Origin of the sequence: Luedemannella helvata (assembly GCF_039528415.1) — a bacterium.
Lineage (GTDB): Bacteria > Actinomycetota > Actinomycetes > Mycobacteriales > Micromonosporaceae > Luedemannella > Luedemannella helvata.
In genome coordinates this window covers 21,780-47,767 of record NZ_BAAALS010000027.1, presented here as the reverse complement: position 1 = coordinate 47,767, position 25,988 = coordinate 21,780, and the positions used below count along the sequence as shown (strand labels likewise).

The 25,988-nt window shown below is 70.4% G+C and carries 21 protein-coding genes; 11 read left to right on the top strand and 10 right to left on the bottom strand.

Annotated features, from left to right (window positions below; translation table 11 throughout):
• Positions 1-6 precede the first annotated feature (6 nt).
• The gene (locus tag ABD191_RS23090) at positions 7-2,973 is read right to left on the bottom strand and encodes a transglycosylase domain-containing protein (RefSeq protein WP_344085849.1); all 2,967 of its coding nucleotides are present in this window, start codon (positions 2,971-2,973) and stop codon (positions 7-9) included.
• A 419-nt stretch (positions 2,974-3,392) separates the two neighbouring features.
• A complete protein-coding gene (locus tag ABD191_RS23085) occupies positions 3,393-3,794 on the bottom strand; it encodes a DUF5318 domain-containing protein (protein ID WP_344085846.1) in 402 nt (133 codons plus the stop codon).
• A gap of 168 nt (positions 3,795-3,962) precedes the next feature.
• On the opposite strand from ABD191_RS23085, the gene ABD191_RS23080 reads away from it, so the two are divergent.
• From ABD191_RS23080 to ABD191_RS23070, 3 genes are all read left to right on the top strand, one after another.
• The gene (locus ABD191_RS23080) at positions 3,963-4,592 is read left to right on the top strand and encodes a PadR family transcriptional regulator (RefSeq protein ID WP_344085843.1); all 630 of its coding nucleotides are present in this window, start codon (positions 3,963-3,965) and stop codon (positions 4,590-4,592) included.
• A gap of 20 nt (positions 4,593-4,612) precedes the next feature.
• On the top strand, positions 4,613-5,692 hold the full coding sequence (locus ABD191_RS23075; protein ID WP_344085994.1) for an inositol-3-phosphate synthase: 1,080 nt from the start codon (positions 4,613-4,615) through the stop codon (positions 5,690-5,692).
• Positions 5,693-5,888: 196 nt separating this feature from the next.
• Complete coding sequence (locus ABD191_RS23070; RefSeq protein WP_344085840.1) at positions 5,889-6,374, top strand: lamin tail domain-containing protein; 486 nt, start codon at positions 5,889-5,891, stop codon at positions 6,372-6,374.
• Between the two features lie 48 nt (positions 6,375-6,422).
• Here ABD191_RS23070 and ABD191_RS23065 read toward each other — a convergent pair whose 3' ends face one another.
• Positions 6,423-6,908 carry a methylated-DNA--[protein]-cysteine S-methyltransferase gene (locus tag ABD191_RS23065; protein ID WP_344085837.1) on the bottom strand — a complete coding sequence of 162 codons (486 nt, stop codon included), beginning with the start codon at positions 6,906-6,908 and terminating at the stop codon, positions 6,423-6,425.
• A gap of 75 nt (positions 6,909-6,983) precedes the next feature.
• Here ABD191_RS23065 and ABD191_RS23060 point away from each other — a divergent pair, with 75 nt between their 5' ends.
• The gene (locus ABD191_RS23060; RefSeq protein WP_344085834.1) at positions 6,984-8,342 is read left to right on the top strand and encodes an MFS transporter; all 1,359 of its coding nucleotides are present in this window, start codon (positions 6,984-6,986) and stop codon (positions 8,340-8,342) included.
• Between the two features lie 38 nt (positions 8,343-8,380).
• Here ABD191_RS23060 and ABD191_RS23055 read toward each other — a convergent pair whose 3' ends face one another.
• Positions 8,381-9,820 (bottom strand): CCA tRNA nucleotidyltransferase, encoded by a 1,440-nt coding sequence (locus ABD191_RS23055; RefSeq protein ID WP_344085830.1) that lies wholly within the window; start codon positions 9,818-9,820, stop codon positions 8,381-8,383.
• Between the two features lie 51 nt (positions 9,821-9,871).
• Here ABD191_RS23055 and murJ point away from each other — a divergent pair, with 51 nt between their 5' ends.
• From murJ to ABD191_RS23020, 7 genes are all read left to right on the top strand, one after another.
• A complete protein-coding gene (gene murJ, locus ABD191_RS23050) occupies positions 9,872-11,752 on the top strand; it encodes a murein biosynthesis integral membrane protein MurJ (RefSeq protein WP_344085827.1) in 1,881 nt (626 codons plus the stop codon).
• A 459-nt stretch (positions 11,753-12,211) separates the two neighbouring features.
• Positions 12,212-13,720 (top strand): protein kinase domain-containing protein, encoded by a 1,509-nt coding sequence (locus ABD191_RS23045; protein ID WP_344085824.1) that lies wholly within the window; start codon positions 12,212-12,214, stop codon positions 13,718-13,720.
• Between the two features lie 30 nt (positions 13,721-13,750).
• Entirely contained in the window at positions 13,751-14,401 is a 651-nt protein-coding gene (sigM, locus tag ABD191_RS23040) for an RNA polymerase sigma factor SigM (protein ID WP_344085821.1), read from the top strand.
• Positions 14,398-15,282 (top strand): hypothetical protein, encoded by an 885-nt coding sequence (locus ABD191_RS23035; protein ID WP_344085818.1) that lies wholly within the window; start codon positions 14,398-14,400, stop codon positions 15,280-15,282. Before sigM ends, ABD191_RS23035 begins: the two co-directional genes overlap by 4 nt.
• 154 nt (positions 15,283-15,436) lie before the next feature.
• Complete coding sequence (trxB, locus tag ABD191_RS23030) at positions 15,437-16,369, top strand: thioredoxin-disulfide reductase (RefSeq protein WP_344085815.1); 933 nt, start codon at positions 15,437-15,439, stop codon at positions 16,367-16,369.
• A 36-nt stretch (positions 16,370-16,405) separates the two neighbouring features.
• A complete protein-coding gene (trxA, locus tag ABD191_RS23025) occupies positions 16,406-16,732 on the top strand; it encodes a thioredoxin (RefSeq protein ID WP_344085812.1) in 327 nt (108 codons plus the stop codon).
• A gap of 140 nt (positions 16,733-16,872) precedes the next feature.
• Positions 16,873-18,045 (top strand): N-acetylmuramoyl-L-alanine amidase, encoded by a 1,173-nt coding sequence (locus tag ABD191_RS23020; protein ID WP_344085809.1) that lies wholly within the window; start codon positions 16,873-16,875, stop codon positions 18,043-18,045.
• A 3-nt stretch (positions 18,046-18,048) separates the two neighbouring features.
• On the opposite strand, the gene ABD191_RS23015 is transcribed toward ABD191_RS23020, so the two are convergent.
• The 6 genes from ABD191_RS23015 to ABD191_RS22990 form a co-directional block, all read right to left on the bottom strand.
• Positions 18,049-18,714: a GNAT family N-acetyltransferase gene (locus ABD191_RS23015; protein ID WP_344085806.1), complete on the bottom strand. Its 666-nt coding sequence runs from the start codon at positions 18,712-18,714 to the stop codon at positions 18,049-18,051.
• Positions 18,715-18,805: 91 nt separating this feature from the next.
• Positions 18,806-19,681, bottom strand: coding sequence for a hypothetical protein (locus tag ABD191_RS23010; protein ID WP_344085803.1), 876 nt, complete (start codon positions 19,679-19,681; stop codon positions 18,806-18,808).
• 1,805 nt (positions 19,682-21,486) lie between these two features.
• Positions 21,487-22,503 (bottom strand): ParB/RepB/Spo0J family partition protein, encoded by a 1,017-nt coding sequence (locus ABD191_RS23005; protein ID WP_344085800.1) that lies wholly within the window; start codon positions 22,501-22,503, stop codon positions 21,487-21,489.
• Positions 22,500-23,486 carry a ParA family protein gene (locus ABD191_RS23000; protein WP_344085990.1) on the bottom strand — a complete coding sequence of 329 codons (987 nt, stop codon included), beginning with the start codon at positions 23,484-23,486 and terminating at the stop codon, positions 22,500-22,502. The genes ABD191_RS23005 and ABD191_RS23000 overlap by 4 nt, the downstream gene beginning before the upstream one ends.
• 967 nt (positions 23,487-24,453) lie before the next feature.
• On the bottom strand, positions 24,454-25,185 hold the full coding sequence (gene rsmG, locus ABD191_RS22995) for a 16S rRNA (guanine(527)-N(7))-methyltransferase RsmG (protein ID WP_344085797.1): 732 nt from the start codon (positions 25,183-25,185) through the stop codon (positions 24,454-24,456).
• 98 nt (positions 25,186-25,283) lie between these two features.
• Positions 25,284-25,853 (bottom strand): Jag family protein, encoded by a 570-nt coding sequence (locus tag ABD191_RS22990; protein WP_425560829.1) that lies wholly within the window; start codon positions 25,851-25,853, stop codon positions 25,284-25,286.
• Positions 25,854-25,988: the final 135 nt, after the last annotated feature.

Below are 25,988 nucleotides of genomic sequence, written 5' to 3'. Positions count from 1 at the left end.
CATCCGTCAGGGTTGCCGCCTCGCGATCTCGACCGGTGGCGTGAGGACGATGCCACCGCCCCCGCCGCCGCCTCCGGGGCCGCCACCGCCACCGCCACCGCCGGGACCGCCGCCACCGCCGGGCTCGGTCGTGGGCTGAGTGGGGAATTCCGTGGTCGGCGCGGTCGGCTGGTCGGTGTTGCACATGGGGTTGTTGAAGCGGCAGTTCGGCCCTCGGCTCGGGTCGACCTTCGGTTTCGGTGAAGGCGTGTTGCCGGCGCCCTCATCGCCGAGGAAGACCGGCTGGCCGAAAGATTCATGCTTGAGCCTCATCGCCTTGGTCGCCTCGACCTGAAAAGACTTGAAGATGAGGCCAGGACCGTTGGAGCCGTAGATCGGGGCGCCGTTCCCAGTCTTGCCGAACCGCAGCGGCCGTTCCTTGTTACCGCTGGTGCCCATCCACACGGCCGTCGCCAGGTTCTTCGTGTACCCGACGATCCAGGCGTGCGCGTTGTCCACGGTGCTCTTGCCGTACTGCCAGGTGCCGGTCTTGGAGGCGCTGTCCTGACCGTCGTTCAGCCGACCGGCGGTCACCTGCTCGAGCGCGTAGGTCAGGTCATTGATCGCGTTCTTCGGCAGGATGGGCTCGTCCTTGCCCGTCGGCAGCTTCTCGCTGTAGACGGTCTTGTTGGCCTTCTTCACTTCCTTGACGAAGTGCGCCTGCGCGCGGACGCCGTCGGCGGCGAGCGTGGCCATGCCGTTGGCGTGGTCCACCACGGTGATCGGGTACTGCCCGATGCCGACCTCCGTGCCGAAGTACTTGGGCGCGACGTCCTTGCCTTTCTTGGTGCGAAGGTCGATGCGCTTCTGCACGATGGCGCCGTTGTCGTCCTTCACCGTGGCCCACATGTCATCGATGCCGGCCTTCCTGGCCATGTCGATGACCTTGTCCGCGCCGAGCTGCTCGGTGAGTCCGAAGAACGGCACGTTCAGCGAGGCGGCCGTCGCGTCGATCAGGTTGCACACCTTGCCGCAAGCCGCCGAACTGGAGTTACGCACCGGGTTACTGTCCGTCCGGCCACTCTTGGGGAAGGCACGCGGTGACTTGTTGTCCCAGTACGACTTCAGCGAGATGCCCTCCTTGAGGGCGGCTGCCAGGGCGTAGACCTTCATCGACGAGCCGGGTGGATGCTTGCCGTACCCGGTGGGCACCCCGTCCTCGTCGTAGTACCAGCCCGCGTAGTCGACGCCGGCGCCGTTATGCCCGCCGTAGTACGCGAGCACCCGCCCGGTCCCCGGCTCGATGGACACGAGCGCCGCCTGGACGTACTTGGGGACGTTGCCGTACAACGAGAACGTCTTGCGCGTCTCATCGGCGTACTTCAGAGCGACGTCGTTGGCGTCCTTGTCGATCGTCGTGATGATCTTGTAGCCGCCGTTTTCGATGAAGCCCTTGGGCTTGTCCTTGAACTCGGCGTTACCGGACTGACGCAGCTCCGACAGGGCGTGCTGCACCACGAGACCGGTCGGCTTGTCGAGCATGTTGCTGGCGCTCGGCTTGTTGGGCGACCACTTCACCACGTTCTTCGGGAAGGTGAGCGCTTGCGCCTCCGCTTGGGGCATCTTCTTCAGGGGCGCTTCATAGAGGCCCTTGCGGATGTACTCGAACCGGTCCAGGGCCGCCTGCGGGTTCACCGAGGGGTCAAAGGCCGCGTCACCCGGCGACTTGATGACACCCGCAAGCACCATCGCCTCGGGGAGCTTGAGGTCCTTCGCTTTCTTCCCGAAGAAGGCCTGCGCGGCCGCGTCAATGCCGTACGCGTTACGCCCGAAGTACACGGTGTTGAGGTACATCTCCATGATTTGGGGCTTTTCTTTTTCATCATCGAGCTTCCACGCCATCACGGCCTCCTTGAGCTTGCGGGAGTACGTGACGCCGGTGAGGTTCGCGGCATCACGCGCGTACTGCTGCGTGATGGTCGACGCGCCCTGCTTGGTGCCGCCCGTGAAGTTGTTGTAGGCAGCGCGGATGATGCCCTTCATGTCGATGCCGGGGTTGGTCTCGAACGTACGGTCCTCGGCCGACATCACGGCCCATGAGACGTACTCCGGGAGATCCTTGATCTTGATGATCGTACGGTTGAACTCGCCCAGCTTGCCCATGACCGTCTTGCCGTCGTTGTAGTAGACGATCGTCGACTCGGGAAGCTTGATGTCCTCCGGGGCGGGGACGCTGGCGACGTAGTAGGTGCCGCCGACCACGCCGATGCCGGTGAGCATGATGAACACCGCGAACGCCGCGATGATGATGTTGCGGCGGCGGGCCTTCTTGGCCTTGGCGGGGTCCCGAGGCTTCTTGCCGCTCTGCCCGTTCTCGCCGGACGGGTACGGCTCGCCGAGCTCGTCGAAGTCGTCCGGTCCGTCCGGGCCGCGTCCACCGGGACCGCGACCGCCCGGGCCGCGACCGCCAGGGCCGGCTGGTCCGCCGGGGCCACCGGCACCGGGACGCACCATGGCCCGCCCGACGACCGCCCGTCCGGTGGCGCCGCCTTCGCGGGGCGCGTCGGGACCTCCGGGAACGCCCGGACCGCTGGGACCGGGACCGCCCGGACCGCCGGGACCTGGACCGCCCGGGCTCACCGGACCGTTGGGGCCGCCAGGGCCCGGCACGACCGCACGGCCCGCTGGCGCGCGGCCGACCGGCGCGCTGCCTCGTGGGCCGCCGACGGAGGCGCTGCCTACGGCGGCGCTGCCGACCGACGCGCTGCCCGTGGCCGGGTTGGCCGGTGGTGGAGGGGTGGCGGGCGGGGGGCCGCCCACCGACGCACTGCCGACCGCGGCGCGGCCCGTGCCGCTCGGCGAGACCGGCCGTGCCCGACCCACCGGGCCGCTGCCCTCAGGCTCCTCGCCCGCCGGCCACCCTCGGGCCGGGCTCGGCTCGTCGCCCGCGGGCCACCCCCGCGCAGGGCTCGGCTCGTCGTCGTACGGATTCATGTGTCACACCCTGCCGTTTCGGGGCGTCACGGAGTCTCCGTTGCCCAGTTGCGGTGAGGTACGCGTCGTCGGACGCTGGCCGGAAGCTGTGTCGGTCCGCAGGGCGCCGTTGCCCGGGAGGCGGACGCCGTGCATGTTTCCCGACTTAGCTTGAAATATCGGCCTCGCTGTGACCAACTCCACTGTCTGGCGGTCCCTCCCGGACCCTGCCAGCAGTGGCCTCCTGATCACCGCATGCCCTCCTGTACCGGTGCACGCGGCGCGATCCGAATATCCATGCTCATCGCGCCAACCGCACACACATGAACCTGAGAGTACGCGTAACGTTGCCACTAGGCGACACGCGGACATCTGACAACACCGCCCGCAACTGGGAAAACACGGCTTGTGACCGTACGTTAAGCCGCCAAGCGATCGCACTACATCGATTCGGTGCCCAGTTCGGCGGGGTCGTTCATCGTGTCGCGGCCGAGGACGAACTGCTCCACGAGGTGGTTCCAGCCGCAGCCGCGGCACACCTCCACGACGTACACCTGGAACTCGCGCAGCGAATGCGCCAGACCCGGCAGTTCCTTGCGCGAGCGGGCCTGCCCGGCCGACTGGCGCAGCTCGTCGCCGTAGATGTAGTGGACGTGCGTGAGGTTCTCGCGCCGGCAGATGGGGCAGCGCTCCTCGGTCGCCTCGCCGTGGAACCGGGCCGCGCTGAGCAGATAGGGCGAGGCGTCGCACACCTCATAGGTGCCCGCGCGGCCGGAGTAGACCTCGCGCAGCAGCGCCCTGCGCTGGAGCGAGTAGTCGACCACCTGGCGCTGCGACCGCATGCGGACGAGCGTACGCGGCAGCTCACGGCCCGACCACCGGTGAACGGGGGGTGACCGGACCCACCGTTGCGGACGCCACCCGGGAGTCTTAGTCTCGATGTATCGGCCCGATACATCGGCGAGGGGTATCGTCTCGTCATAGCGGCCGGACGTGCGAGGGAGGTGACCGTGCTCGACCTGGCGATCCTGGGCATCCTGCACGAGTCACCGATGCACGGGTACGAGCTGCGCAAGCAGCTGGCCGTCAAGGTCGGCGCCCTGCGCGCCGCGTTCAGCTACGGTTCCCTCTACCCGACCCTGCGCAAACTCCAGGCCATCGGGTGGATCTCCGAGGGCGACGCGGACGACGAGGCGGCCGCTCCGGCCGGCGCCGAGGTGCCGCCCATGACGAGTCGCCGCGGCCGCGTCGTCTACAAGATCACCGCCGAGGGCAAGGAACGGTTCCAGGAGCTGCTCGCCCAGGCCGGCCCCGAGACGTTCGAGGACCAGGGCTTCGGCGTGCACTTCGCGTTCTTCGCCCGCACCGACCCGGCTACCCGCCTGCGCATCCTGGAGGGTCGCCGCCGCAAGGTCGAGGAGCGCCGCGAGGGCCTGCGTGACGTGCTCAACCGGGCCGCCGAGCGCCTCGACGCCTACACGCTCGAACTGCAGCGCCACGGCCTCGACGCCGCCGAGCGCGAGGTTCGCTGGCTGGAGGAGCTCATCGCGAGCGAGCGCTCCGGCCGCACCCCCGGACCTGCCCCAGCGGGGGGCACCGAAGGTATGAAGCCGCATTCGGACACCCCGGAGCGGACGTGATGATGAAGGAGGGCACCGCGATGGGCTCCGTACGCGTCGCCATCGTGGGCGTGGGCAACTGCGCCTCATCCCTGGTGCAGGGGGTGGAGTACTACCGCAACGCCGATCCGCAGGACCGGGTTCCCGGCCTGATGCACGTCAAGTTTGGTGACTACCACGTCGGCGACGTGCAGTTCGTCGCGGCGTTCGACGTGGACGCCAAGAAGGTCGGCCAGGACCTGGCCGCCGCCATCGGCGCGAGCGAGAACAACACGATCAAGTTCGCCGACGTGCCGCCGACCGGCGTGACCGTGCAGCGCGGCCCGACGTTCGACGGCCTCGGCCAGTACTACCGCGAGATCATCCAGGAGTCCGACGAGCAGCCGGTGGACGTGGCCCAGGCCCTGCGCGACGCGCAGGTCGACGTGGTCGTCTGCTACCTGCCGGTGGGCTCCGAGGAGGCCGCCAAGTTCTACGCCCAGGCCGCGATCGACGCCGGTGCCGCGTTCGTCAACGCGCTGCCGGTCTTCATCGCCTCCGACCCGGTGTGGGCGCAGAAGTTCACCGACGCCGGCATCCCGATCGTCGGCGACGACATCAAGTCGCAGGTCGGCGCCACGATCGTGCACCGCCTCCTGGCGAAGCTGTTCGAGGACCGCGGCGTTGAGCTGCTGCGCACCTACCAGCTGAACTTCGGCGGCAACATGGACTTCATGAACATGCTGGAGCGCAACCGCCTGGTCTCGAAGAAGATCTCGAAGACCCAGTCGGTGACGAGCCAGATCCCGCACGAGATGAGCAAGTCCGATGTCCACATCGGCCCGTCCGACCACGTGCCGTGGCTCGACGACCGCAAGTGGGCCTACATCCGGCTGGAGGGCCGCTCGTTCGGCGACACTCCGCTCAACGCCGAGCTGAAGCTGGAAGTGTGGGACTCGCCGAACTCGGCGGGCGTCATCATCGACGCCCTGCGGGCCGCGAAGATCGCCAAGGACCGGGGTATCGGCGGCCCGATCCTGTCGGCCTCGTCGTACTTCATGAAGTCCCCGCCCGTGCAGTACAACGACCACGACGCGCACGCCTCGGTCGAGTCCTTCATCCAGGGCGAGATCGAGCGCTGAGCATTCACCGAAGCGGCCGATCCGACGTCGTCGGGTCGGCCGCTTCTTCGTATCCGCTTGCCGGTCGAACTATGGATTGGTTGGCCGATACAGCAGCCCAATGAATCCACATCCCGGCCAAAGAATGGTTAACAGGCAAGCTGAGCCGCCGATAGGTTCCCGAGGTTCTTGTTCACCCCACCGAGAGGATCCGATGATGCGTCTCGCCGTTCGCCTGGCCGCCCCGCTCGCGGCCGCGCTGGCCGCCGCGCTGCTCACCCCGGCCGGGGCCGCCCAGGCCGCGACCCCCAAGGTCATGATCACCAAGGTGTACGTGAACACGCCCGGCGCGGACACCCCGGCCACGAACGCCAAGCTCAACGGCGAGTACATCGTCATCAAGAACACGACGAAGTCGACGATCAGCCTGAGCGGCTGGACGATCCGCGACAAGCAGTCCACCGCGGCCGGCCACATCTACAAGTTCGCCAGCACCGTGAAGATCGGCGCGGGCAAGACGATCACCATCAAGACCGGCAAGGGCACGAACACGTCGACGACCCGCTACTGGGGCCGGGTCGGCCCGTCGAGCTACGCCTACATCTGGAACAACTCCGGCGACACCGCCTACCTCAAGGACAAGGCCGGCAAGACCATCGACACGTGCAGCTGGGGCACCGTCAGCAGCTACAAGAACTGCTGACGGGAGGCCGGTTGGGTGGCGGACGGCGCCCGCCACCCAACCTCCCGGCTACCAGAACAGACCCTGGTTGAGCCGCACGCGGGCCTCCAGGTCGAGCAGCCGGCGCTTGCGGTCCAGGCCGCCGCCGAACCCGACGAGCTTGCCGCCCGCGCCGACCACCCGGTGGCACGGGACGACGAGCGGCAGCGGGTTGCGGTTGCAGGCGATGCCGACGGCCTGGGCCCCGTCCGGCTGGCCGACGGCGGCGGCGATCGTCCCGTACGTCACTGTGTCCCCGTACCCGATGGCGGCGATCCGCGACCAGACCGCGCGCTCGAACTCCGAACCGCGCCGCACCGACAGGGGCACCGTGAACTCCGTGCGTTCGCCGGCGAAGTACTCGGCGAGTTCGTTCCCGGCGGCAGCCAGCGTGCCCTTGACGGGCACCAGGGTGGCATCCGCCGGCGGACCGTCGAAGCGGACCGCGCAGATGCCCTCGTCGTCGGCCGCGACGCCGATGTCGCCGATCGGGGAGGGCAGGCTGACCCAACGCACGTGCCCAGTCTGCCCGGCCGCCTCAATCCGACCAAGCCCGTGGGCGGGCGCCGCGCGCCGTCGTAGGCTGCTGTGATGCCACCCACGTCCACGCCGGGGAACCTGCGCGCCGTCCTGCGCCGGCCCGGGTTTCGCCGACTCCTCGCCGTACGGTTGACGAGCCAGCTCGGCGATGGGTGGTTTCAGGCCGGGTTGGCGGGCAGTGTCCTGTTCAACCCGCAGAAGGCCGCCGGCCCGGTGGAGATCGCGGTCGCGTTCGCGGTGCTCCTCCTGCCGTACTCGCTGGTCGGACCGTTCGCGGGCGTGTTCCTGGACCGGTGGAGCCGGCGCGGCGTGCTCGTGTCCGCCAACGCGGCCCGCGCGGCGCTCGTCGTGCCCACGGTGATCCTCATCTGGTACGGCCGGGAGGGCCTCGTCTTCACCCTGCTCGCGCTGGTGATCATCGCGATCAACCGGTTCTTCCTGTCCGGCCTGTCGGCCGCGCAGCCCCACGTCGTCGACGCGCCCGGGTTCGTCACGGCCAACGCGCTGGCCACCACGCTCGGGACGGTCTGCTACGCGCTCGGCCTGGGCGGCGCGGCCGCCGTCTCCCACGCGATCGGTACGGGCTTTCATGAGTACGCCCTGGTGGCGGGCGCCGCGGTGGGCCTGTACTCGATCTCGGCGGTGCTCGCGCAGGTCTACTTCCGCCCGGCCGCCCTGGGGCCGGACGACGCCGAACGGGCCACCTGCGGCGTGCGGGCCGGCCTGGGGCACACCGCGCGCGGCATGGTCGACGGTGTCCGCCACCTGGCCGGCCGGCGCGGCGCCGTGCTGCTGGTGACCGCGCAGGCCCTGCACCGCGCCCTGTACGGCATCCTCGCCCTGATCACCCTCCTGCTCTACCGCAACTACTTCGCCACGGGCGCCGACTTCGCGTCGTCGTTGACGGGCCTCGGGCAGGTGGCGCTGGCGGCCGCGGTCGGCGCGCTGGCCGCCTCGGTGATCACCCCGCCGGTGGCCCGTCGGGTGGGCGGCTGGCGCTTCGTGGCCAGCATGTTCGCGGTGCTGGCCGTGGCCGTACCGGCGTTCGGGCTGCCGTTCCGCCAGCCGTTGCTCGTACTCGCCGTGTTTCTGATCGCGGTCGTGTCCCAGGCGACCAAGATCGTGGTGGACACGGCCCTTCAGGTGGAGGCGGCGGACGACTTCCGCGGCCGGGTGTTCAGCGTCAACGACACCCTCTACAACCTGGCGTTCGTGGCCGGCCTGTTCGTCGCGGCGCTCGCGCTGCCGGCGACGGGCCACTCGGTGGTCGCCCTGGTCGCGGTCGGCGCCGGCTACGCGACGTTGGCCTGCTGGTACGCGAACGTGGGCGGCCGGGCCGCGCGCGTGAGCGGAGACGACATCCAGCTGCGCAGCCGGGTCGCCCCACCGGCGCTGACCAGCACCCGGTGACGCCCGTGGCGACGATGTGTCGCCACGAGCCTTGTCGCCTACAGGCCGTTGGCCTTCGCCCAGGCGCGCAGTTCCGCGACCGCCTCGTCGTGGTCGAGCGGGCCGCGTTCCAGGCGCAGTTCCTTGAGGTGCTTCCAGGCCTTGCCGACCATCGGGCCGGGCGGCAGGCCGAGCAGCTCCATGATCGCGTTGCCGTCGAGGTCGGGTCGCACCCGGGCGAGGTCCTCCTCGGCCGCGATGCGCGCGATGCGCTGCTCGAGCGCCTCGTAGTCGGCGTAGAGCTGCTCGGCCTTGCGCCGGTTGCGGGTCGTGCAGTCGGCGCGGGTGAGCTTGTGCAGCCGCGGCAGCAGCGCCCCGGCGTCGGTGACGTAGCGGCGCACGGCCGAGTCGGTCCACTCGCCCCGCCCGTACCCGTAGAAGCGCAGGTGCAGCGCCACCAGTTCGGACACGTCGGCGGTGACGTCCTTGGGGAACTTCATGGCCTTCATCCGGGCCCGGGTCATCCGCGCGCCGACCAGCTCGTGGTGGTGGAAGCTGACCCGCCCGTCCGCGCCGACGGCCTTGGTGGCCGGCTTGCCGACGTCGTGCATGAGCGCGGCCATCCGGAGCACGAAGTCCTTCTCATCCTCCAGCCGGATCGCGTTGCGCACGACGGTGAGCGTGTGCTCGTACACGTCCTTGTGCTGCGCGTGCTCGTCGATCGCGAGGCGCAGCCCGGGCAGCTCGGGCAGGAAGACGTCGGCCAGTCCGGTGTCGACGAGCAGGCGCAGCCCGACCACCGGGTCGGCGCCGCACATCAGCTTCACGAACTCGTCGCGGACGCGCTCGGCGGTGATGCGTCCCAGGTCGGCGGCCATGGCGGTCATCGCGGCGACGACCTCTGGCGCGGGGGTGAAGTTGAGCTGCGCCGCGAACCGGGCCGCGCGCAGCATCCGCAGCGGGTCGTCGGCGAACGACTCCTCCGGCTTCCCCGGCGTCCTCAGCCGCCGCTCCGCAAGATCATTCAATCCGGAGTACGGGTCGACGAAGCGGTGTCCGGGCACGCTGACGGCCATCGCGTTGACCGCGAAGTCGCGTCGCCGCAGGTCCTCGAGCAGGTCGGTGCCGTACCGCACGATCGGATTGCGGCTGACCCGGTCGTACGCCTCCGCGCGGTAGGTGGTGACCTCCAGACGCAGGCCGCGGCGGGCCGCGCCGATCGTGCCGAACTCCGCGCCCGTGGTCCAGATCGCCTCGGCCCAGCCCTTGAGCAGCCGCTGCGTCTCGTCCGGGTGGGCGCTCGTGGCGAAGTCGAGGTCGTCGCCGAGGCGGCCCAGCAGCGCGTCGCGGACGGAGCCGCCGACCAGGTGCAGCTCGTGGCCGGCGGCGGCGAACCGTTCGCCCAGTTCGTCGGCGACGGGTGAGACGCGCATAAGTTCCGCGACCGCCTTGCGCTGGGCGGCGGTGAGGGTGGCACTGGGCCTGGATGAATCGGACATGGGACCGCCAGCCTATCGGAGCGGTCGCGACAGCCGGATAGGGTCTCAGCCATGACAGGCCCCGGCCCCCGCCACGCCGCGCCCGACCCCGACGAAACGGTCATCATGCCGCGCCTGGGCGGGCCGGTTCCCCACGAGGAGCCCGAGGACCCGTATGCCGGACCGACGCGGCACCTGCCCGTCGATCCCGACGCCACCATGATCATTGCAGCCGTGCCGGCAGGCGAAGCACCCGCCACCATGGGTGCCGCCCCGGCCGGCTCCCCGGTCGACATCGACTCCGCGGCCGAGTTGCCGGCCCGCGACCAGACCGGCGACCTCGGCGGATCGGTCGCGCGCAACAGCGCGCTCATGGCCGTGCTGTCGATCGTCAGTCGCGCCACCGGCCTGCTGCGGACCGCGGCCATCGGCGCCGCCATCGGCGCCGGCCTGGTCGCCGACTCCTACACGATCGCCAACACCCTGCCCAACATGGTGTACGAGCTGTTGCTCGGCGGCGTGCTCGCCAGCGTGGTCGTGCCGCTGCTCGTGCGGGCGCGCACCCGCGACACGGACAAGGGCGAGGCGTACGCCCAGCGACTGTTCACGCTCGCGACCGTGTTCCTCGGCGCGGCGACGCTGCTCGCGGTCGCGATGGCCCCGCTGTTCACGCTGTTCTTCACGAGCGACAACACCAGCCCGGCGACGTCGCGGCTCATCACGACGCTGTCCTACCTGCTGCTGCCGGAGATCTTCTTCTACGGCATGGCGGCGCTGTTCGCGGCGCTGCTGAACACGCGCGGGCACTTCGCGGCTCCGATGTGGACGCCGATCCTCAACAACCTCATCGTGATCGCCACCGCGGGCGTGTTCATCCTGCTGCCGGTGATCGACTCGCCGCCGCAGCCGGAGACGCTGCGCACGAGCGAGGTCCTGGTGCTCGGCATCGGTACGACGCTCGGCATCGTGGTGCAGGCCGCCGGGCTGTGGCCTGCCATGCGCAAGGTCGGCTTCCGGTGGAAGTGGCGCTGGGACTGGCGCCAGCTGCACCTGCGCGAGCTGGCGCGGCTGTCCGGTTGGATGCTCGCGTACGTCGTGATCAGCCAGATCGGCCTGTTCGTGGTGCTCCGGCTGGCGAACCTGGCGGCGTCCAACGCGGGCGCGCCCGGTCCCATGGTCTTCAACAACGCTTACCTGATCTTCATGATGGCCCACGGCATCGTGGCAGTCTCGATCATCACCGCGCTGATGCCGCGCATGGCGGCGGCCGCGGCTGAGGGCCGCCACGAGGACCTCAAGGCACACCTGTCGCTGGGCATCCGCCTGTCGGCCGTCGTCCTCATCCCGATCACCGTGCTCTACCTGGTGCTCGGCCGCCCGCTCGCGGTCGTGCTCTTCCAGTACGGCGCGTACAGCCCGTCCGACGCCATCGCCACCGGCTGGGTGATCGCGGTCGCGGCCATCGGCCTGGTGCCGTTCTCGATCGCGCAGCTGCAGATCTTCGCCTTCTATGCGATGCCGGACACCCGCACGCCAACCCTGCTCAACATCCCGGTCGTGGCGGTGCGGATCGCCGTCGACGTGCTGCTCTATCTCGTGCTCCCGGCCACCTGGGTGGCCGCCGGGCTCATGTTCGGCAACGCGGTCTCCTTCGCCCTGTCGGTCGTCATCGGGTACTGGCTGCTGCGCAAGCGGGTCGGCCGCCTGGGGCTGACCCGCGACATCGCGTCCCTCGCCAGGCAGACCGCGGCCGCGGTGATCGCCGCGGTCCCCACGGCGCTGCTCGCATGGCTGTTGATCGAGACCATGGGCTCCAACTGGATCGCCAGCCTGGTCCAGCTGATCGTGTGCGGCGGGCTGCTCCTGGTTGTCTATGTGGCGGCGGCGTTCCTGCTACGCGTCGCCGAGGTGCGCGAGGTGGCCACGTCCCTCCGCGCGAGGATCGGCCGTTAGACACCTTCGCGAGACGGGCTGTGGATAACACTGTGGGGTTGTGGTGGATTGCAGTGGATTGGGTGTGGATTACCTGCCCATCCGCTGTGGAAAACCGCTGTGAACAAACTGAACTGAATGCGTCTTACCAGCGAAGACGCCGTAGATAGACATCCACAGGCTGTGCACGCCCAGGCTGTGGACAACCGGGCCGACGCTGGGGGGACGTACTCGGAAGATTTGCTTTTGCCCGGAATCTCCGCCTACCGTATGGCTGGGCGTCCGGCCGGCCGCCAGTCGGTGTCGAATCGTCCGACCCGAATCGTTAGGTTCCGGCGTGACACGGCCCGGTAGGGTCTTCATGGGGCGGGACTACGTCACGGATGTGCTGACGCGCCGCCGCACAGCCAAGCACTGGCCGCGTTTCTGAGCTATCTTCGCCCAGACGCCGGCAACGCCGGACGCAACGGAGGAGGTTGGGTGACCACCCACGTCGGCGGAGGACAGGACGCCACGCCCGGGGCCACCACCCCGGGTGCGCCCGGCCTGACCACCGGCGAGGAACCCCGACTTCTGGCCGGACGATACCGGCTCGACGAGCAGATCAACACCGACGCGGCCGGCCGCCAGATCTGGCGCGGTGTCGACGTCATCCTCCGCCGCCAGGTCGCGCTCGTCATCCGCACGCCGGGCGGCGACGCGGCAGCCGGCATGATCACCGCCGCCGTCGCGGTCAGCCGGGTGGTCCACCCACACCTGGCCGGCGTCTACGACGCGGTCGACGAGGGCGACCAGGCATACGTGGTGCGCGAGTGGGTGCCGGGCGTCTCGCTGCGCGACATCGTGACCGAGTCGACCCTGGGCCCGGAGCACGCGACCATGGTGGCGCACGCGGTCGCCGAGGCCGTCTCCGCGCTGCACGCCGCCGGCATCGTGCACGGCAACATCCACCCCGGCACGGTCCTGGTCGCCGACGACGGCCGGGTGGTGCTGGCCGACACGCGGGCCGACGCGACCGCCACGGCCGACCGCGACGTGCGCTGCGTGGGTGGCATCCTCTACTTCTCGCTGACCGGGCACTGGCCGCTGCCGGAGGGTGGCGGCGGCCTGCCGGACGCCGCCCGCGACGGCGCGGGACGACCCATGCCGCTGCGCCACGTGCGCGCCGGGGTCCCACGCCAGCTCGACGCCATGGCGACTGAGCTGCTGACGCCGGACGTGCAGGCGCCACCCGCCGCCGCGCTCGCCGCCGACCTGGCCCGGCTGGTCAGCCAGGGCCCCGATCACTACGACGACGCCGGGCCGATCGCCTTCCGCGCCGACCCGGGCCCCGAGCCGCGCCGCCGTTCCGGCAGCAAGCTGCTGGTCGGCGTCACGGTGCTCGTGCTCATCGCGGCGATCGGCATCTTCGTCGGCAACAAGCTGTTCAGCTCGTCGGACGACGGCGGCACCCCGACGACCGTCACCCCCACCCAGGCGGTCGAGACCGAGTCGCCGGGGCGCACGATCCCGTTGCGGGCAGACATCGTCCGCATCGTCGACCCCAAGGGCAACGGCTCAGAGGTTGCCGGCGTCGAGCGCGCCGTCGACGGCGACGAATCCACCGGGTGGCCGACCGAGCACTACACGCGCGCCGACTTCGGTGGGCTCAAGCCCGGCATGGGCGTCCTGATCAATCTGGGCACGCCCACGAAGATCCGCAACGTGGAGGTCACCTTCAGCTCGGGTGGCGTCACGACCGCGCTGTTGGCCGGGCCCAACGACCCCGGCAACAACGACGCGGGCGATCTTAAGATCTCCAAGTTCGACAAGGCCGGCTCGGCCTTCAAGACCGTTGGGCAGATCCAGGAGGACACCAACGGTCCGCGGGTGGTCTTCCCGGTCGATCTGGAAACGCAGGTCCTGGTCGTCTGGATCGCCAAAATGCCGCCGGATGGCACCGGCAAGTTCCAGGTCGCCGTCCAGGAGATCACGGTCACCGGGGAGTGAAGCTGGTCGCGTCCCGATAGGGTGCGTTCCGTGACCGATCCCCGTACGGACGACGCGCTCATGCGCGCCCACGTGTCCGGGGACCGGCAGGCCTTTGCGGAGCTGGTCCGCCGCCACCGGGACCGCCTGTGGGCGGTGGCCCTGCGTACGCTCGCCGACCGCGAGGAGGCCGCCGACGCGGTGCAGGATGCGCTGCTGGCGGCTTACCGGGGCGCGGAGCGGTTCCGCGGCGATTCGGCGGTCACCACCTGGCTGCACCGCATCGTCGTCAACGCCTGCCTGGACCGCCTTCGCCGGCGGCAGGCCCGGCCGACCGTACCGCTGCCCGAGCCGGACTCCCCCGCCCTGGTGCCCCGCGCCACCACGCTGCCCGACGTGGCGACCGAGCTGACGGTGCGCGACGCGCTGCGCGCGCTGCCGGACGAGCAGCGGACGGTGCTCGTGCTCGTCGACATGGAGGGCTTCCCGGTCGCTGAGGTCGCGGCCATGCTCGGCATCGCGGAGGGCACGGTGAAGAGCCGGTGCGCCCGGGGCCGGGCCCGGTTGGCTGTGGCGCTCGGCCACCTGCGGCTGTCGGACGAAGGTCACACACCCGCGCGGGGCTCGGCGGGGAACCGTGCGGCGCCCGCCGCCGTCGGAACTGAACAAGGAAGCGACGACGCGGAGGGGGGTGCGCCATGACCTTCAACGAGGACGATCTGGACCGGCTGGCCGACTACGCGGCCGGGTTGCTCGACCCCGCCGAGGAGGCCGAGGTGGCCGCCCTCGTGGCCGCCGACCCCGCGTGGGCAGCCACCTACGAGCAGCTGGTCGCCGCTGACGCGGTCGTCGCCACGCATTTGCGCGAGGAGCCCGGCGAGGCGATGCCGGCCGACGTGGCGGCCCGCCTCGACGCCGCCCTCAAGGTCGAGGACGTGGCGGGCGCTGTCGCGCGTACGCCGATTTCTTTGAACGAGGCGCGGCGGCGCCGGCAGCGGCGCGCGGGCCTGGTGGCCGTCGGCGCTGTCGCCGCCGCGCTCGTGGCGATCGTCGGCGGGAGCGTGGTGAACGGGAGCCTGCCGTCCGGCGAGTCCAGTACGGCGGCCGACGCGCCCGCGGCCGGCGGCGCCCCCCACGCCGCCCCCGAGGCGGCCGCGTCCTCCGCCGGCCCGGACGGCAACGCGCAGTTCCGCCGGGAATCCACCGCGCCCGCGACGGTTCAGGGCGACCGCACCGACGAGCTGGCGTCGGTGCCGGTTTTCAGCAGCGACACCGACTACACGTGGGCGACCCTGTCGCTCGCGGTCATCGCCGAGGCGACCGACGGCGACGCGGCCAAGGCGTCCGTTCCCGTGCCGGCGCCGCTGGCCGCGCTCGCCGCGCCGGCGACGCTGCGCGGCTGCCTCGACGCGATCGGAGCGGCAACGGGCGGCACGCCGCTGCGGGCCGAGTTCGCGTCGTACGAGGGCACTCCCGCGCTGGTGGTGGTCGTCACACGCCCCGGCGGACAGACGGTCGCGGTGGCCGGCGGCGCCTGTCGTGCCGGCGACGCGGACCTGCGCGGACGCCGCGACCTGCCCTGACCAGGCGGGTGACACGATGGCGTGCCGGTGGCGTGATGCGCGCCGCGTTGGGGAATCACCGGTCCGTACCATGGCGTTGCGCCGAGTGCCGAACGGTGTCGCATCGGCGGCGCGTGTGGCAACGTGATGCCCACGCCGAGACGGAGGAGCAGCGGTGGACGACGTCCGCAATCTGATCATCGTGGGGTCCGGCCCGGCCGGCTACACGGCGGCGGTCTACGCCGCGCGCGCCAACCTCAAGCCGCTGGTCATCGAGGGTGTTCAGTCCGGCGGTGCGCTGATGACCACCACCGAGGTGGAGAACTTCCCCGGTTTCCCCGACGCGGTGCTGGGGCCCGACCTTATGGACAACATGCGCAAGCAGGCGGAGCGCTTCGGCGCCGAGCTGCTCACGGACGACGTCACCCGGGTGGAGCTGTCCGGCGACGTCAAGACCGTTTGGGTGGGCGAGACGGCCTACCGGGCTCACGCGGTCATCCTGGCCACCGGTTCGGCGTGGCGCCCGCTGGGCGTGCCGGGCGAGCAGGAGCTGCTGGGCCACGGCGTCTCCTCGTGCGCGACCTGTGACGGCTTCTTCTTCCGCGGCCAGCAGATCGCCGTGGTGGGCGGCGGCGACTCGGCCATGGAGGAGGCGACGTTCCTCACGAAGTTCGCCGAGACCGTGACCATCATCCACCGCCGCGACGAGTTCCGCGCCAGCAAGATCATGGCGGAGCGGGCCCTCGCCAACCCGAAGATCAAGATCGCCTGGAACAGCGTCGTCGAGGAGATTCTTGGCAAGGACGGGGCGGTCGCCGGCGTGCGGCTGCGCGATACCGTCACGGGCGAGACCAGCGTCCTGGACGTGACCGGCGTGTTCGTGGCGATCGGCCACGACCCGCGCAGCGAGCTCTTCCGGGGCCAGGTTGACCTGGACGAGTCCGGATATGTCATTGTTGATGCCCCCAGTACGCGGACGAATCTGACCGGCGTCTTCGCGGCCGGCGACCTCGTCGACCACACCTACCGCCAGGCCATCACGGCCGCGGGTACCGGCTGCGCCGCCGCGCTCGACGCTGAGCGCTACCTGGCCTCGATCATCGACTGAACTTTGTGACCTGACTTTGAACAGAGGGGATACGACATGGGCTCCGCCACCAAGGCCGTGACCGACGCCACGTTCACTTCCGACGTGCTGCAGTCGGACAAGCCCGTCCTGGTCGACTTCTGGGCGGAATGGTGCGCGCCCTGCCGCAAGGTCGCGCCGGTGCTCGCCGAGATCGCCGCCGAGATGGGCGACAAGGTGGAGATCGTGAACCTCAACATCGATGAGAACCCGGAGACCGCGATGGCGTACCGCGTCATGTCGGTCCCCACCCTCACGATCTTCAAGGGCGGCCAGCCGGTCCAGTCGGTCACGGGCGCCCGCCCCAAGGGCGACCTCGTCCGCCTCATCGAATCCGCGATCTGATCGCGGCACGATCTGCCCAGAGCGCCCCACGCCCGCGTGGGGCGCTCTGTTTGTGAGTACGCGGTACGCTCCGGTGCATTTGGTGCACGACACCTCATGGCCGGCTTCGGGCGTGAGCCCTCTCCGAGGGAGATAGTCCTATGCGAGTGATCCGGCGCGCCGACCGTGGCGCGGCTGTCGTGGAGATCCGGGCGATCCTTGCCGGGCAGGGCCTCCTCCCCCCGTCCGCCAACGGCGGTTCCTTCGATGACGCGGTCTTCGACGAGCCGATCGAACGAGCGGTCCGGGCCTTCCAGCAGAGCCGGGGCCTGACCGCCGACGGCGAGGTGAACGAGGAGACCTGGCGGGCGCTGGACGCCGCGCGGTGGCAGCTCGGCTCGCGCGTCCTCTCGTACTCCCGGCCCGAGCCCATGTTCGGCGACGATGTGCGGCAGTTGCAGGAGCGGCTGCTGGAGCTGGGCTACAACCTGGGCCGCGCGGACGGCATCTTCGGGCCGGGCACCTCGGCCGCCCTGGCCCGGTTCCAGCGCGAGGTCGGCCTCGTACCCGACGGCTCCTGCGGCCCGCAAACCATGCACGCGCTGCGGCGTCTCGGGCGCAAGGTGACCGGTGGGCGCCCCAACCTGCTACGCGAGACCGAGCGCTTCCGGGCGGCCGGCCCCGCCCTGGTCGGCAAGCGCATCGTCATCGACCCCGGCCACGGCGGCGGTGACCCCGGAATCACCGTCGTCGAGGGCACGCTGCGATGGGCCGAGGCGGACCTCGTGTACGACCTCGCGGCCCGCCTGGAGGGCCGGCTCGCCGCGGCCGGCATGCGGGTGCACCTGACCCGCGGGCCGAGCCCGCGCGAGCCGTTCACCGACCTGGACCGCGCGGCGCTCGCCAACGAACTCGGCGCCGACCTGCTGATCTCGCTGCACCTCGACGCGCACCCGAACCCGTCGGCCAGCGGGGTCGCGGCCTACCACTACGGGCACTACGGCGACGGTGGCGTCTCGTCCACCCTGGGCGAGCGCTTCGCCGGGCTGGTGCAGCGCGAGATCGTCAGCCGGACCGGGCTGCGCGACTGCCACATCCACGCCAAGACGTGGGACCTGCTACGCATCACGCGCATGCCCGCCGTACGGGTCGAGCCCGGCTACCTGACATCGCCGTCCGATCGGGAGCGGCTCGTCGACCCGCGGTTCCGCGACCGCCTCGTCGAGGCGATCGTCGCCGCGGTGCAGCGGATGTACCTGCCCATCGAGTCGGACGTACCCACCGGTTCGATCGACGTCAGCGACCTGCGGGCAACCGTCGGGCAGTCCCGCTAGGGACTACTCCTTCGGCGTCGCCGACAGCATGGAGCGCGTGGCCGGGCGCAGGATCGCGTCCGGGTTCATGGAGTTGAGCAGCTTCTCCAGGGCGTACTCCACATCGGACTTCCACGACAGGGCCGTGCGCAGCTCCAGCCGCACCCGGGGGAACCGCGGGTGCGGACGTACGGTCTTGAAGCCCACCGCCAGGAAGAAGTCCGCGGGCGCCAGGCACCCGGAGAGCTCGTCGACGTCGTCGCCGTACTTCGCGTCGCCGAACGCCTCGATCGCCTTGATGCCGCGCTTGGTCACGTCGCGCGCCACACCCTGGATGAGCATGCGGCCCAGCCCGCCACCGTCGAACGGCGGCACGACATGCGTGGTCATCAGCAGCACGGCGTCCTGCGAGATCGGGCTCGTCGGGAAGGCCATGGAGCGCGGCACGTACGCCGGCGGCGCGTAGAGCGCGAACCCCGCCGGCATGCCGTCGGCGTAGATGAGCTTGCCGCACGAGCCCCACTCCAGCAGGGTCTGGGAAACCCACGCCTCCTTCTCGAGGCCGGGATCGCCGGAGGCGCAGGCGCGCTCGGCCGCGACCGGATCGAGTTCCCAATAGACGCACTGACGGCACCGGCGGGGCAGATCATCCAGCGTGTCCAGAGTGAGGTTGACGAGCCTACGCGACATCAAGACACCTCTCGCAGAACACAGCAGGGCGCATGCCGCCTCCTCGCCAACCCCTGCGATCGTACGCTCCACGCGCGCTGTACGGGAGAAGTCAGACCCCTTCTTCCCAGCCTTCGTCATCATCGAGGGGTACGCCGAACGCCGAACGTGAGGCCGACTTCTGGATGATGGTCGGATCGGTGTCCGCGTCGTCCGTGGCGCTCGTCCGTCCGTTGGCTGGCGGGTTGTCTGCCACGTCGACGGGTGTACTCGTGCCCTCTGTGCCCCGCGCGTCGGCCGGGGTCCCCTGGCCGGAGTCGCGCTGTTGCTGGTCGACTGTCGCGCCGCTGGGTTGGCCGCTGCTGGTCTGGCCGCTGCCGATCTCTTCGGCACCGAGGGTGGACGGGGCCTTCCAGTCGATGCGTGGCGGCTCGGCCAGGGGTCGACCGCCGAACTCGGCGAGCCATGCGGCGACAAGCGCGCAGTTCTCGCGCCATTGCTCCTCGGGGATGGGCGGCAGGATGTCGTCCCACAGGGAGAGGAAGGTGCCCCGCAACTGCAGCCGCCCGTACGGGCGCGCCAGGAACCAGAGGTGCAGGTGCGCCGAGCCGTCACCCCACCGGTTCACGTGCACCCGGGCCACTCCGTCGAGCGAACGCATGGCCCGCTCCAGGCGTACCGTCATGACGCCGAGTTCGGCCGCGAACAGGTTCGGCAGGTCGCCCAGATCCAAATGCGAACGCGACTCGAGGATCAGGACCATCGGCAGCCCCGTGGGACGCTCCAGCGCGCGTACGCGCCAGCGGTCACTCACCCAGATGTACGCGTCCTCGGGGGCCGCGCACGCGAGGCAGGTCGCCGGATCCTCGCCGAGGCGGGGCGGCTCCGTCTCGACCGGGGGATCGAGTTGCCGCAGTCTCAGGTCACCCTCGAAAGGGAACGTCGGCCACTTGGTGAACTCAGGAAGGGCATCGGAGAGGTCGGCCACGGGCCCGACACTAGCGGAGCCGAGCCACCCTGGGGTACCCGTCGTCCACAGGCCCGCCGTACCGCTGACACGTGGTTTTGCGACTGACGGACCCCGCCTGTGGACAACGCCTGTGGAGAACTTTCGGGGGCCTCCGATGTTTCACGTGAAACGTAGTCGTCCGGTCGCGAGGTTCGCCTCCGGACTTGGCACGTATGAGATCCGCACTACCGCGCCGCCCGGGTGGGGTCCCCGTGGTCCTGCGTCGAGCCGTGCCCGCCGTTTGCTTCCCCACCCGGATGGCCGGCGCCGAGAGGGTGCCCCCGGACCGTGGCACGGTGGCGAGGGGAGCGCTGCTGAGTGCGATCGACGGACTGGAGACCAGTAGCGAGCGGCGGAACGCGACGTCGTTCTGAACCCGTCGCGTTCGGAACGGAACGCCGTTCGGAACGGGTCGCCGTTCGGAACGCTGACGGTGGGCGCGGCGGACGGCGGGCGCGGCGGGCACGCGCGAACGCGGACCGGCGTCGCCGCACCCTGCCGGCATGTCGGGCACGTGCGGACGCGGGTCGCGTCGGCCGCATCCGGCCGATCCGAAACCCGTACGCCTACCAGCCTGGTTCGCATGGGATGGCGGAGGGCTTTTCAATGCCAGACGCGCCCGATCGACCGTGGCGGTCTAGCCGTGCCCGCGCGCTAGATGTGCCGACCACCCTTGTCGCTCTGGAGCGCCGCTGTCGGTCCGGCACCGCCAGCCCTACGGGCGTGGTCCGTTCCGCACAGCGCCGGCAGATCCCTTGCTTGGCTCGTCGGCGCCTCGCCATGGAAGCGTTCGCTCGACCTTACCGAACCGCGCGTTGCGGCCGGGAGCACATTGGTTTCACGTGAAACATCAGAGGGTACGGTCAGCTGTCTGGTGGTCCACCGCGCGGGCGACCGAGTGCTCGGTCGTCATCCGCGTCGGAACGTGGTCCTCGTCCTCGCCCGTCACCGAGACAGCTCACGCGCACCCGTCCGTTGTCCGAACCTCGCGGCCATCATGTTCTGCGTCCCGCCTCGCGCGCTCTCCTGCCCTGCGCGCCAGCTTGGGCCGCCAGTCCTCAGGTCTGCGCCATGCGATTCCACTCGCGCGCTTCCACCCACCGGCCACGCCCGTTTCCACCACCCGCGACACCCGCTTCCACCCACCCGCCACGCGCGCCTTCCGGCAACGCGAGCCCACCCCTACGCGAGACTCAACCAGGCGAGCGCGAACCTGGGCCCATCCTCTGCTGCGCTCACCCACGCGAGCCCGCGCCCGCGGGCCCATCCCCGCGGGCCTTCACCGGCGTCGGCGTCCGCAGGAGGGGTCGCGGTTGCCTACGCCAGCTCCATCTACGCGGGCTCTACCCACGTGAGCCATCCCGCGCCTTCGCTCCACGCGCTTTCACTCACGCGTCTTCCCGACCGCGCACCCCTCCGCTCTGCACGTACTGCTGTATTCGGAGCCGGCACCACAACCGAGCGCCCGTAGACGCCACCCACACAGGGATACCGCGCCCGTCGACGGCATGTGCCGCCGCCGTTCGACCCAGCAATGCCGTCCTGTGGCCGCCGCCGCAGTATCGAGTCCCGGTCGACCGTCGAGCCCGGCAACCCGACGGGCAAGAAGGCAATCGGCATGGCTCCGCGCATCCGGTCCCGTGGCAAGACCGGATGGGCAGCCGCACCGGAAACGCGGTCGTGCGAGGTGACGTTGGGACGATCCGTCGACGGCCCGTACAACGAAGCGCGGGCCGGGACACATTCGGTCCCGGCCCGCGCCAGTGTTGAGGTGATAGCCGGCCTCAGTCGGTGGCCTGCTCGCTCTTGAGACCGATGATGGCGACGATGCGCTCCAGGTCGTCCACCGTGGCGAACTCGATGTTGATGTGGCCCTTGCGCCGGCCGATGTCGACCGTGACCCGCGTATCGAACCGGTCGGACAGCCGCTCGGCGAGGTCGTTCAGGCCTGGCGCGTGCGGTTTGGCGCGGCGCGGCGCGGGCGCCTTCTTCGCGGGCGCGCCGTCGCCCACGGCGACCGCCACGGCTTCCTCGGTCGCCCGGACCGAGAGCCCTTCGGCGACGATGCGGGTGGCAAGGGCGTCCTGTTGGTCGGGGTCCTCCAGGCTGAGCAGAGCACGGGCGTGGCCGGCGGAGAGGACGCCGGCGGCCACCCGGTTCTGGACGCGAGCCGGCAGGTTCAGCAGCCGAATGGTGTTGGAGATCTGCGGACGGCTGCGGCCGATGCGCCGCGCCAGCTCCTCGTGGGTCGCACCGAACTCCTGCAGCAACTGCTGGTACGCGGCCGCCTCTTCAAGCGGATTCAGGTTGGCGCGGTGGATGTTCTCGAGCAACGCGTCGCGCAGCATGGCGTCGTCTCGGGTGTCCCTGATGATGGCGGGGATGTGTTCGCGGCCAACAGCCTGAGCCGCGCGCCAGCGCCGCTCGCCCATCACCAACTCGTACGTGCCTGGGCTGGTCTCCCGTACGACGATCGGCTGCAGGAAGCCGACCTCGCTGATGGACACCTTCAGCTCCTCCAGGGCCTCCTCGTCGAAGACCGTCCGGGGCTGCTTGGCGTTGGGCTTGATGGAGTCGACCGGCAACTCGGCGAACCGCGCCCCGGGGACGGGCGCGAGACCCGACGGGTTCGCCTGCGCGGCGCCGGACACCGGCTCCGCCCGTTCCGCAGCAGTGGCGGTGGCGGCAGCGGGCGGGGTCGGTGGGGCCGGCGGCGCGGCAGGCGCCGGAGCGCCCGCCGGGGCGGTCGGGATCAGTGCGCCGAGGCCCCGACCAAGTCCACCTCTCGGCTTCGTGCTCATGCCGTCGCTCCCATCGCGGCCCCGCGGTGAGCGATCTCCAGGGCCGCCTCGAAGTAACTCGTGGCTCCACGCGAGCCTGGGTCGTACGTCATCACAGACTGACCGTAGCTGGGCGCCTCGGAGACCCGAACGTTGCGGGGGATAACCGCCTGCAACGCCTTGTCGCCGAAGTGAGCCCGCACGTCCTGCTCGACGGCGTCGGCCAGCCGGGTGCGCCGGTCGTACATGGTCAGCAGGACCGTGGTGACGTCAAGGCGCGGGTTCAGGTGCGCCTTCACGAGCGCGATGTTGCTCGTCAGCTGCTGCACGCCCTCCAGCGCGTAGTACTCGCACTGGATCGGAATCATGACCTCCTGGGCGGCGACCATCGCGTTGACGGTCAGCAGCCCGAGCGAGGGCGGGCAGTCGATGAAGACGTAGTCGTACTCGGCCTTGTGGTTCTGTAGCGCGCGGGCGAGGCGGGACTCCCGGGCGACGACCGAGACGAGTTCGATCTCCGCGCCGGCCAGGTCGATGGTCGCCGGTACGCACCACAGGTTGGGAATCCCCTGCACCTGCTGCACCACGTCGTCGATCGGAGTGTTGTCGATCAGGCAGTCGTAGACGTCCGGGATGCCCGCGTGGTGCGGCACATCCAGACCCGTGCTGGCATTGCCCTGAGGGTCCAGATCGATGACGAGCACCCGGTTCCCGTGTAGGGCCAGGGCGACCGCGATGTTGACCACGCTTGTGGTCTTTCCGACGCCGCCCTTCTGATTGGCCACGCCGATGACCCGGGGGTGGGCCGGACGGGGCATCGTGATGTCACCCGAGGGGTTCAGGATCTGAACAGCCCGGCGCGCCTCCTGCGCCAGCGGTGGGTCATCGTTCGTCACCGGCTCCTGATACGGCTCCACCGGCCCTTCGACTAGGGGCGCCGGGTCAGGCACCACGGCAGGAGCCGGCGCGGGAGCGGTGGCCGCCGACGGCGTGTACACGGGCATCACCTCGGTTGGCTCAGCCGCCGGATGCGGCCGCACCACCGGGTGGTCCCCGGACACCTCGATCGCCACGTACGACCCCGAGCTGAAGCGGGGCTGCGGCACACCGGACCCGGACTCGTATGTTTCACGTGAAACATCGTCCGGATGGGGGCCGCTATAGGTCGGCTGACGAAACTCAGGGCCGCTATACGATCCGTTGTCCTGCACCGTGTCATCCTCGTCCGCGTCGGATGGTTGTGCATCGCCGGAAAGGTGTCGCCTGGCGTGGCCAGTGGGACCAGAGAGGCTCGTTGAGCCTGCCGCGATCGGCCGGTCCGGAGTGACGATGCTCGGCCAGCCTACGGCCGAGACGCGAACAAGGCTACGGCTGGTGTCGTCATCCACAGGAACGGACCGCTCATCCGACTGTCGATAGATGACAAATCCGGGCAGTACACCCATGGCACAGCCGAACCGCGTCGTCGTGTCCGTCGGCCATCCCAACTCCGTCGGATCGCCGTCCACGGTGGACACATCGGAGACTCTGGGCCCCACGGGAGAGACGGACACAGGGGGATCCACGTCCCGGTCGACGGGCCGCGGCTCGGCGGCCACGGCCGGTCGGGTCGCGGCCGACCGTAGTCGTTTGGCGCTGTTGCGCCGGTTGGACTTCTTCCGCTTGCCCACGACCGTCTCCCGCCGTCCCGTGATACGTGCCTGTTCACGAGAACGACCAAGCCGGCCGGAAGGGGGCGGCCACCGGCCGACGGGTCGGCCTTGCCGGACCGCCCGCAGGTGACAGCAAACCTTGGGTTCCGGCGGCCCTCACGACCCTGGGCCGCCACACGCGAGGCGCCTCGCCCCGCCGAAAGGCGACCTCCACGCGGCGTAGGGAAGACCCATGTCCACAGCGCTTCCACACAACGTCAACGCGGACCCAGCGACACATACACCCGGGCCGCGCCCACCACCGGAGGGAAGGACGCGGCTAACCCCGGCGCGCCCCACGCTTGTCCGCCCGGCCCTCGCGCCGGGCCGACCTACCCGCCGGCTTTCCGCCCACGATCCGCTCCCGGACGACCTCCACGACAGTCGTCGCCTCTGCCAGACGACCCTCGCCGCACAACCGCACGACAGGCACGCCACCGCCGAGGCGCGCGACCGTGGCGGCGTGCTCCTCGATCTCCTCGGCCACCGTGGAGCCCTTGAGAGCCAGCATCCGCCCGCCGGCGACCGCGAGCGGCAGGCACCACTTCGCCAGCCGGTCGAGCGGCGCGACCGCCCGCGAGGTGACCACGTCAACGGGGAAAGGGCTCAGCCCGGCGCTCTCCTCGGCCCGACCGCGCAGGACGGTCACGGTGTCGAGCGCGAGCGCGGTCACGACCTCCTCCAGGAACACCGTCCGGCGCGCGAGCGGTTCGAGCAGAATGACCGTCAGGTCCGGCCGGGCGATGGCCAGCGGTATCCCCGGCAGACCGGCTCCGGAGCCCACGTCGACGACCGACGCGCCCGCCGCGATCAGCTCACCGACGACCGCGCTGTTGAGCAGATGCCGTTCCCAGAGCCGGGGCGCCTCCCGCGGACCGATCAGCCCCCGCACCACCCCGTCGGTCATCAACAGCTCGGCGTACCGTTCCGCGAGCGGCAACCGGTCGCCGAAGACGGCCACCGCCGCGTCGCGCAGGGGTGCCGGCGGCGCGGCATCGACGGGAACCGGCACGGCTGAGGAACCTGACATGGGCTCTATTCAGCCACACGGCCCCGAAACGGCGATGGCCGCCCACGGAATCCCGTGGGCGGCCATCGCCGACTCAGTGGTCAGTTGCTGCGGCGCACCACGATCCGGCGCGACGGCTCGACGCCCTCGGACTCACTCTCCACGCCCGACATCGCGTTGATCACGTCGTGCACGCACTTGCGTTCGAAGGCCGACATGGGCTCCAGGCGCACGGGGTCGCCGTGCTCCTTGACCCGCTCGGCGGCGTTCTTGGCGACCGCGGTGAGCTCCTTGCGTCGCGTGGCGCGGAAGCCGCCCACGTCGAGCAGCAACCGCGACGGGCTGCCGGTCTGCCGGTAGATGGCGAGCCGGCTCAGCTCCTGCAACGCCTCCAGAGTCGAGCCGCGCGAGCCGACGAGGTTCTGTAGGCCGCTGCCCACGACCTCGACGAGCGGGCGGCCGCTCTGCACCATCTCGTCGATGTCGCCGTCGTAGTCGAGGATGTCGAGCAGGCCCTCGATGTAGTCGGCCGCGATCTCGCTCTCCCGGAAGAGGTCGTTCTCCGAGGGAGCCCGTTCCTCCTCCTCGTCGCCGTCCTCGGACTCCTCGTCCTCCGGCTCCTCGTCCTCCGGTTCCTCGTCGGACTCCGAGCCGAGCTCGACCTCCTCGATCTCGTCGTCGCGGTCGACGGCCGGCCCGGCACCCGCCGCGGCCTCGATCTCGTCAGCGTTATCGGCAGGCGATGCGTTGGTGGTCTCGCTCACGGGTCATTCTCTTTCGCAAGGTCGGGGCGCCGGCTGGGGCTG

Bases quoted from the DNA above. Each gene is read 5' to 3' on its own strand.
- ABD191_RS23090 (WP_344085849.1), bottom strand. From the start codon at position 2,973: ATGAATCCGTACGACGACGAGCCGAGCCCTGCGCGGGGGTGGCCCGCG.
- ABD191_RS23085 (WP_344085846.1), bottom strand. From the start codon at position 3,794: ATGCGGTCGCAGCGCCAGGTGGTCGACTACTCGCTCCAGCGCAGGGCG.
- ABD191_RS23075 (WP_344085994.1), top strand. From the start codon at position 4,613: ATGGGCTCCGTACGCGTCGCCATCGTGGGCGTGGGCAACTGCGCCTCA.
- ABD191_RS23070 (WP_344085840.1), top strand. From the start codon at position 5,889: ATGCGTCTCGCCGTTCGCCTGGCCGCCCCGCTCGCGGCCGCGCTGGCC.
- ABD191_RS23060 (WP_344085834.1), top strand. From the start codon at position 6,984: ATGCCACCCACGTCCACGCCGGGGAACCTGCGCGCCGTCCTGCGCCGG.
- ABD191_RS23055 (WP_344085830.1), bottom strand. From the start codon at position 9,820: ATGTCCGATTCATCCAGGCCCAGTGCCACCCTCACCGCCGCCCAGCGC.
- murJ (WP_344085827.1), top strand. From the start codon at position 9,872: ATGACAGGCCCCGGCCCCCGCCACGCCGCGCCCGACCCCGACGAAACG.
- ABD191_RS23035 (WP_344085818.1), top strand. From the start codon at position 14,398: ATGACCTTCAACGAGGACGATCTGGACCGGCTGGCCGACTACGCGGCC.
- trxA (WP_344085812.1), top strand. From the start codon at position 16,406: ATGGGCTCCGCCACCAAGGCCGTGACCGACGCCACGTTCACTTCCGAC.
- ABD191_RS23020 (WP_344085809.1), top strand. From the start codon at position 16,873: ATGCGAGTGATCCGGCGCGCCGACCGTGGCGCGGCTGTCGTGGAGATC.
- ABD191_RS23015 (WP_344085806.1), bottom strand. From the start codon at position 18,714: ATGTCGCGTAGGCTCGTCAACCTCACTCTGGACACGCTGGATGATCTG.
- ABD191_RS23005 (WP_344085800.1), bottom strand. From the start codon at position 22,503: ATGAGCACGAAGCCGAGAGGTGGACTTGGTCGGGGCCTCGGCGCACTG.
- ABD191_RS23000 (WP_344085990.1), bottom strand. From the start codon at position 23,486: ATGCCCGTGTACACGCCGTCGGCGGCCACCGCTCCCGCGCCGGCTCCT.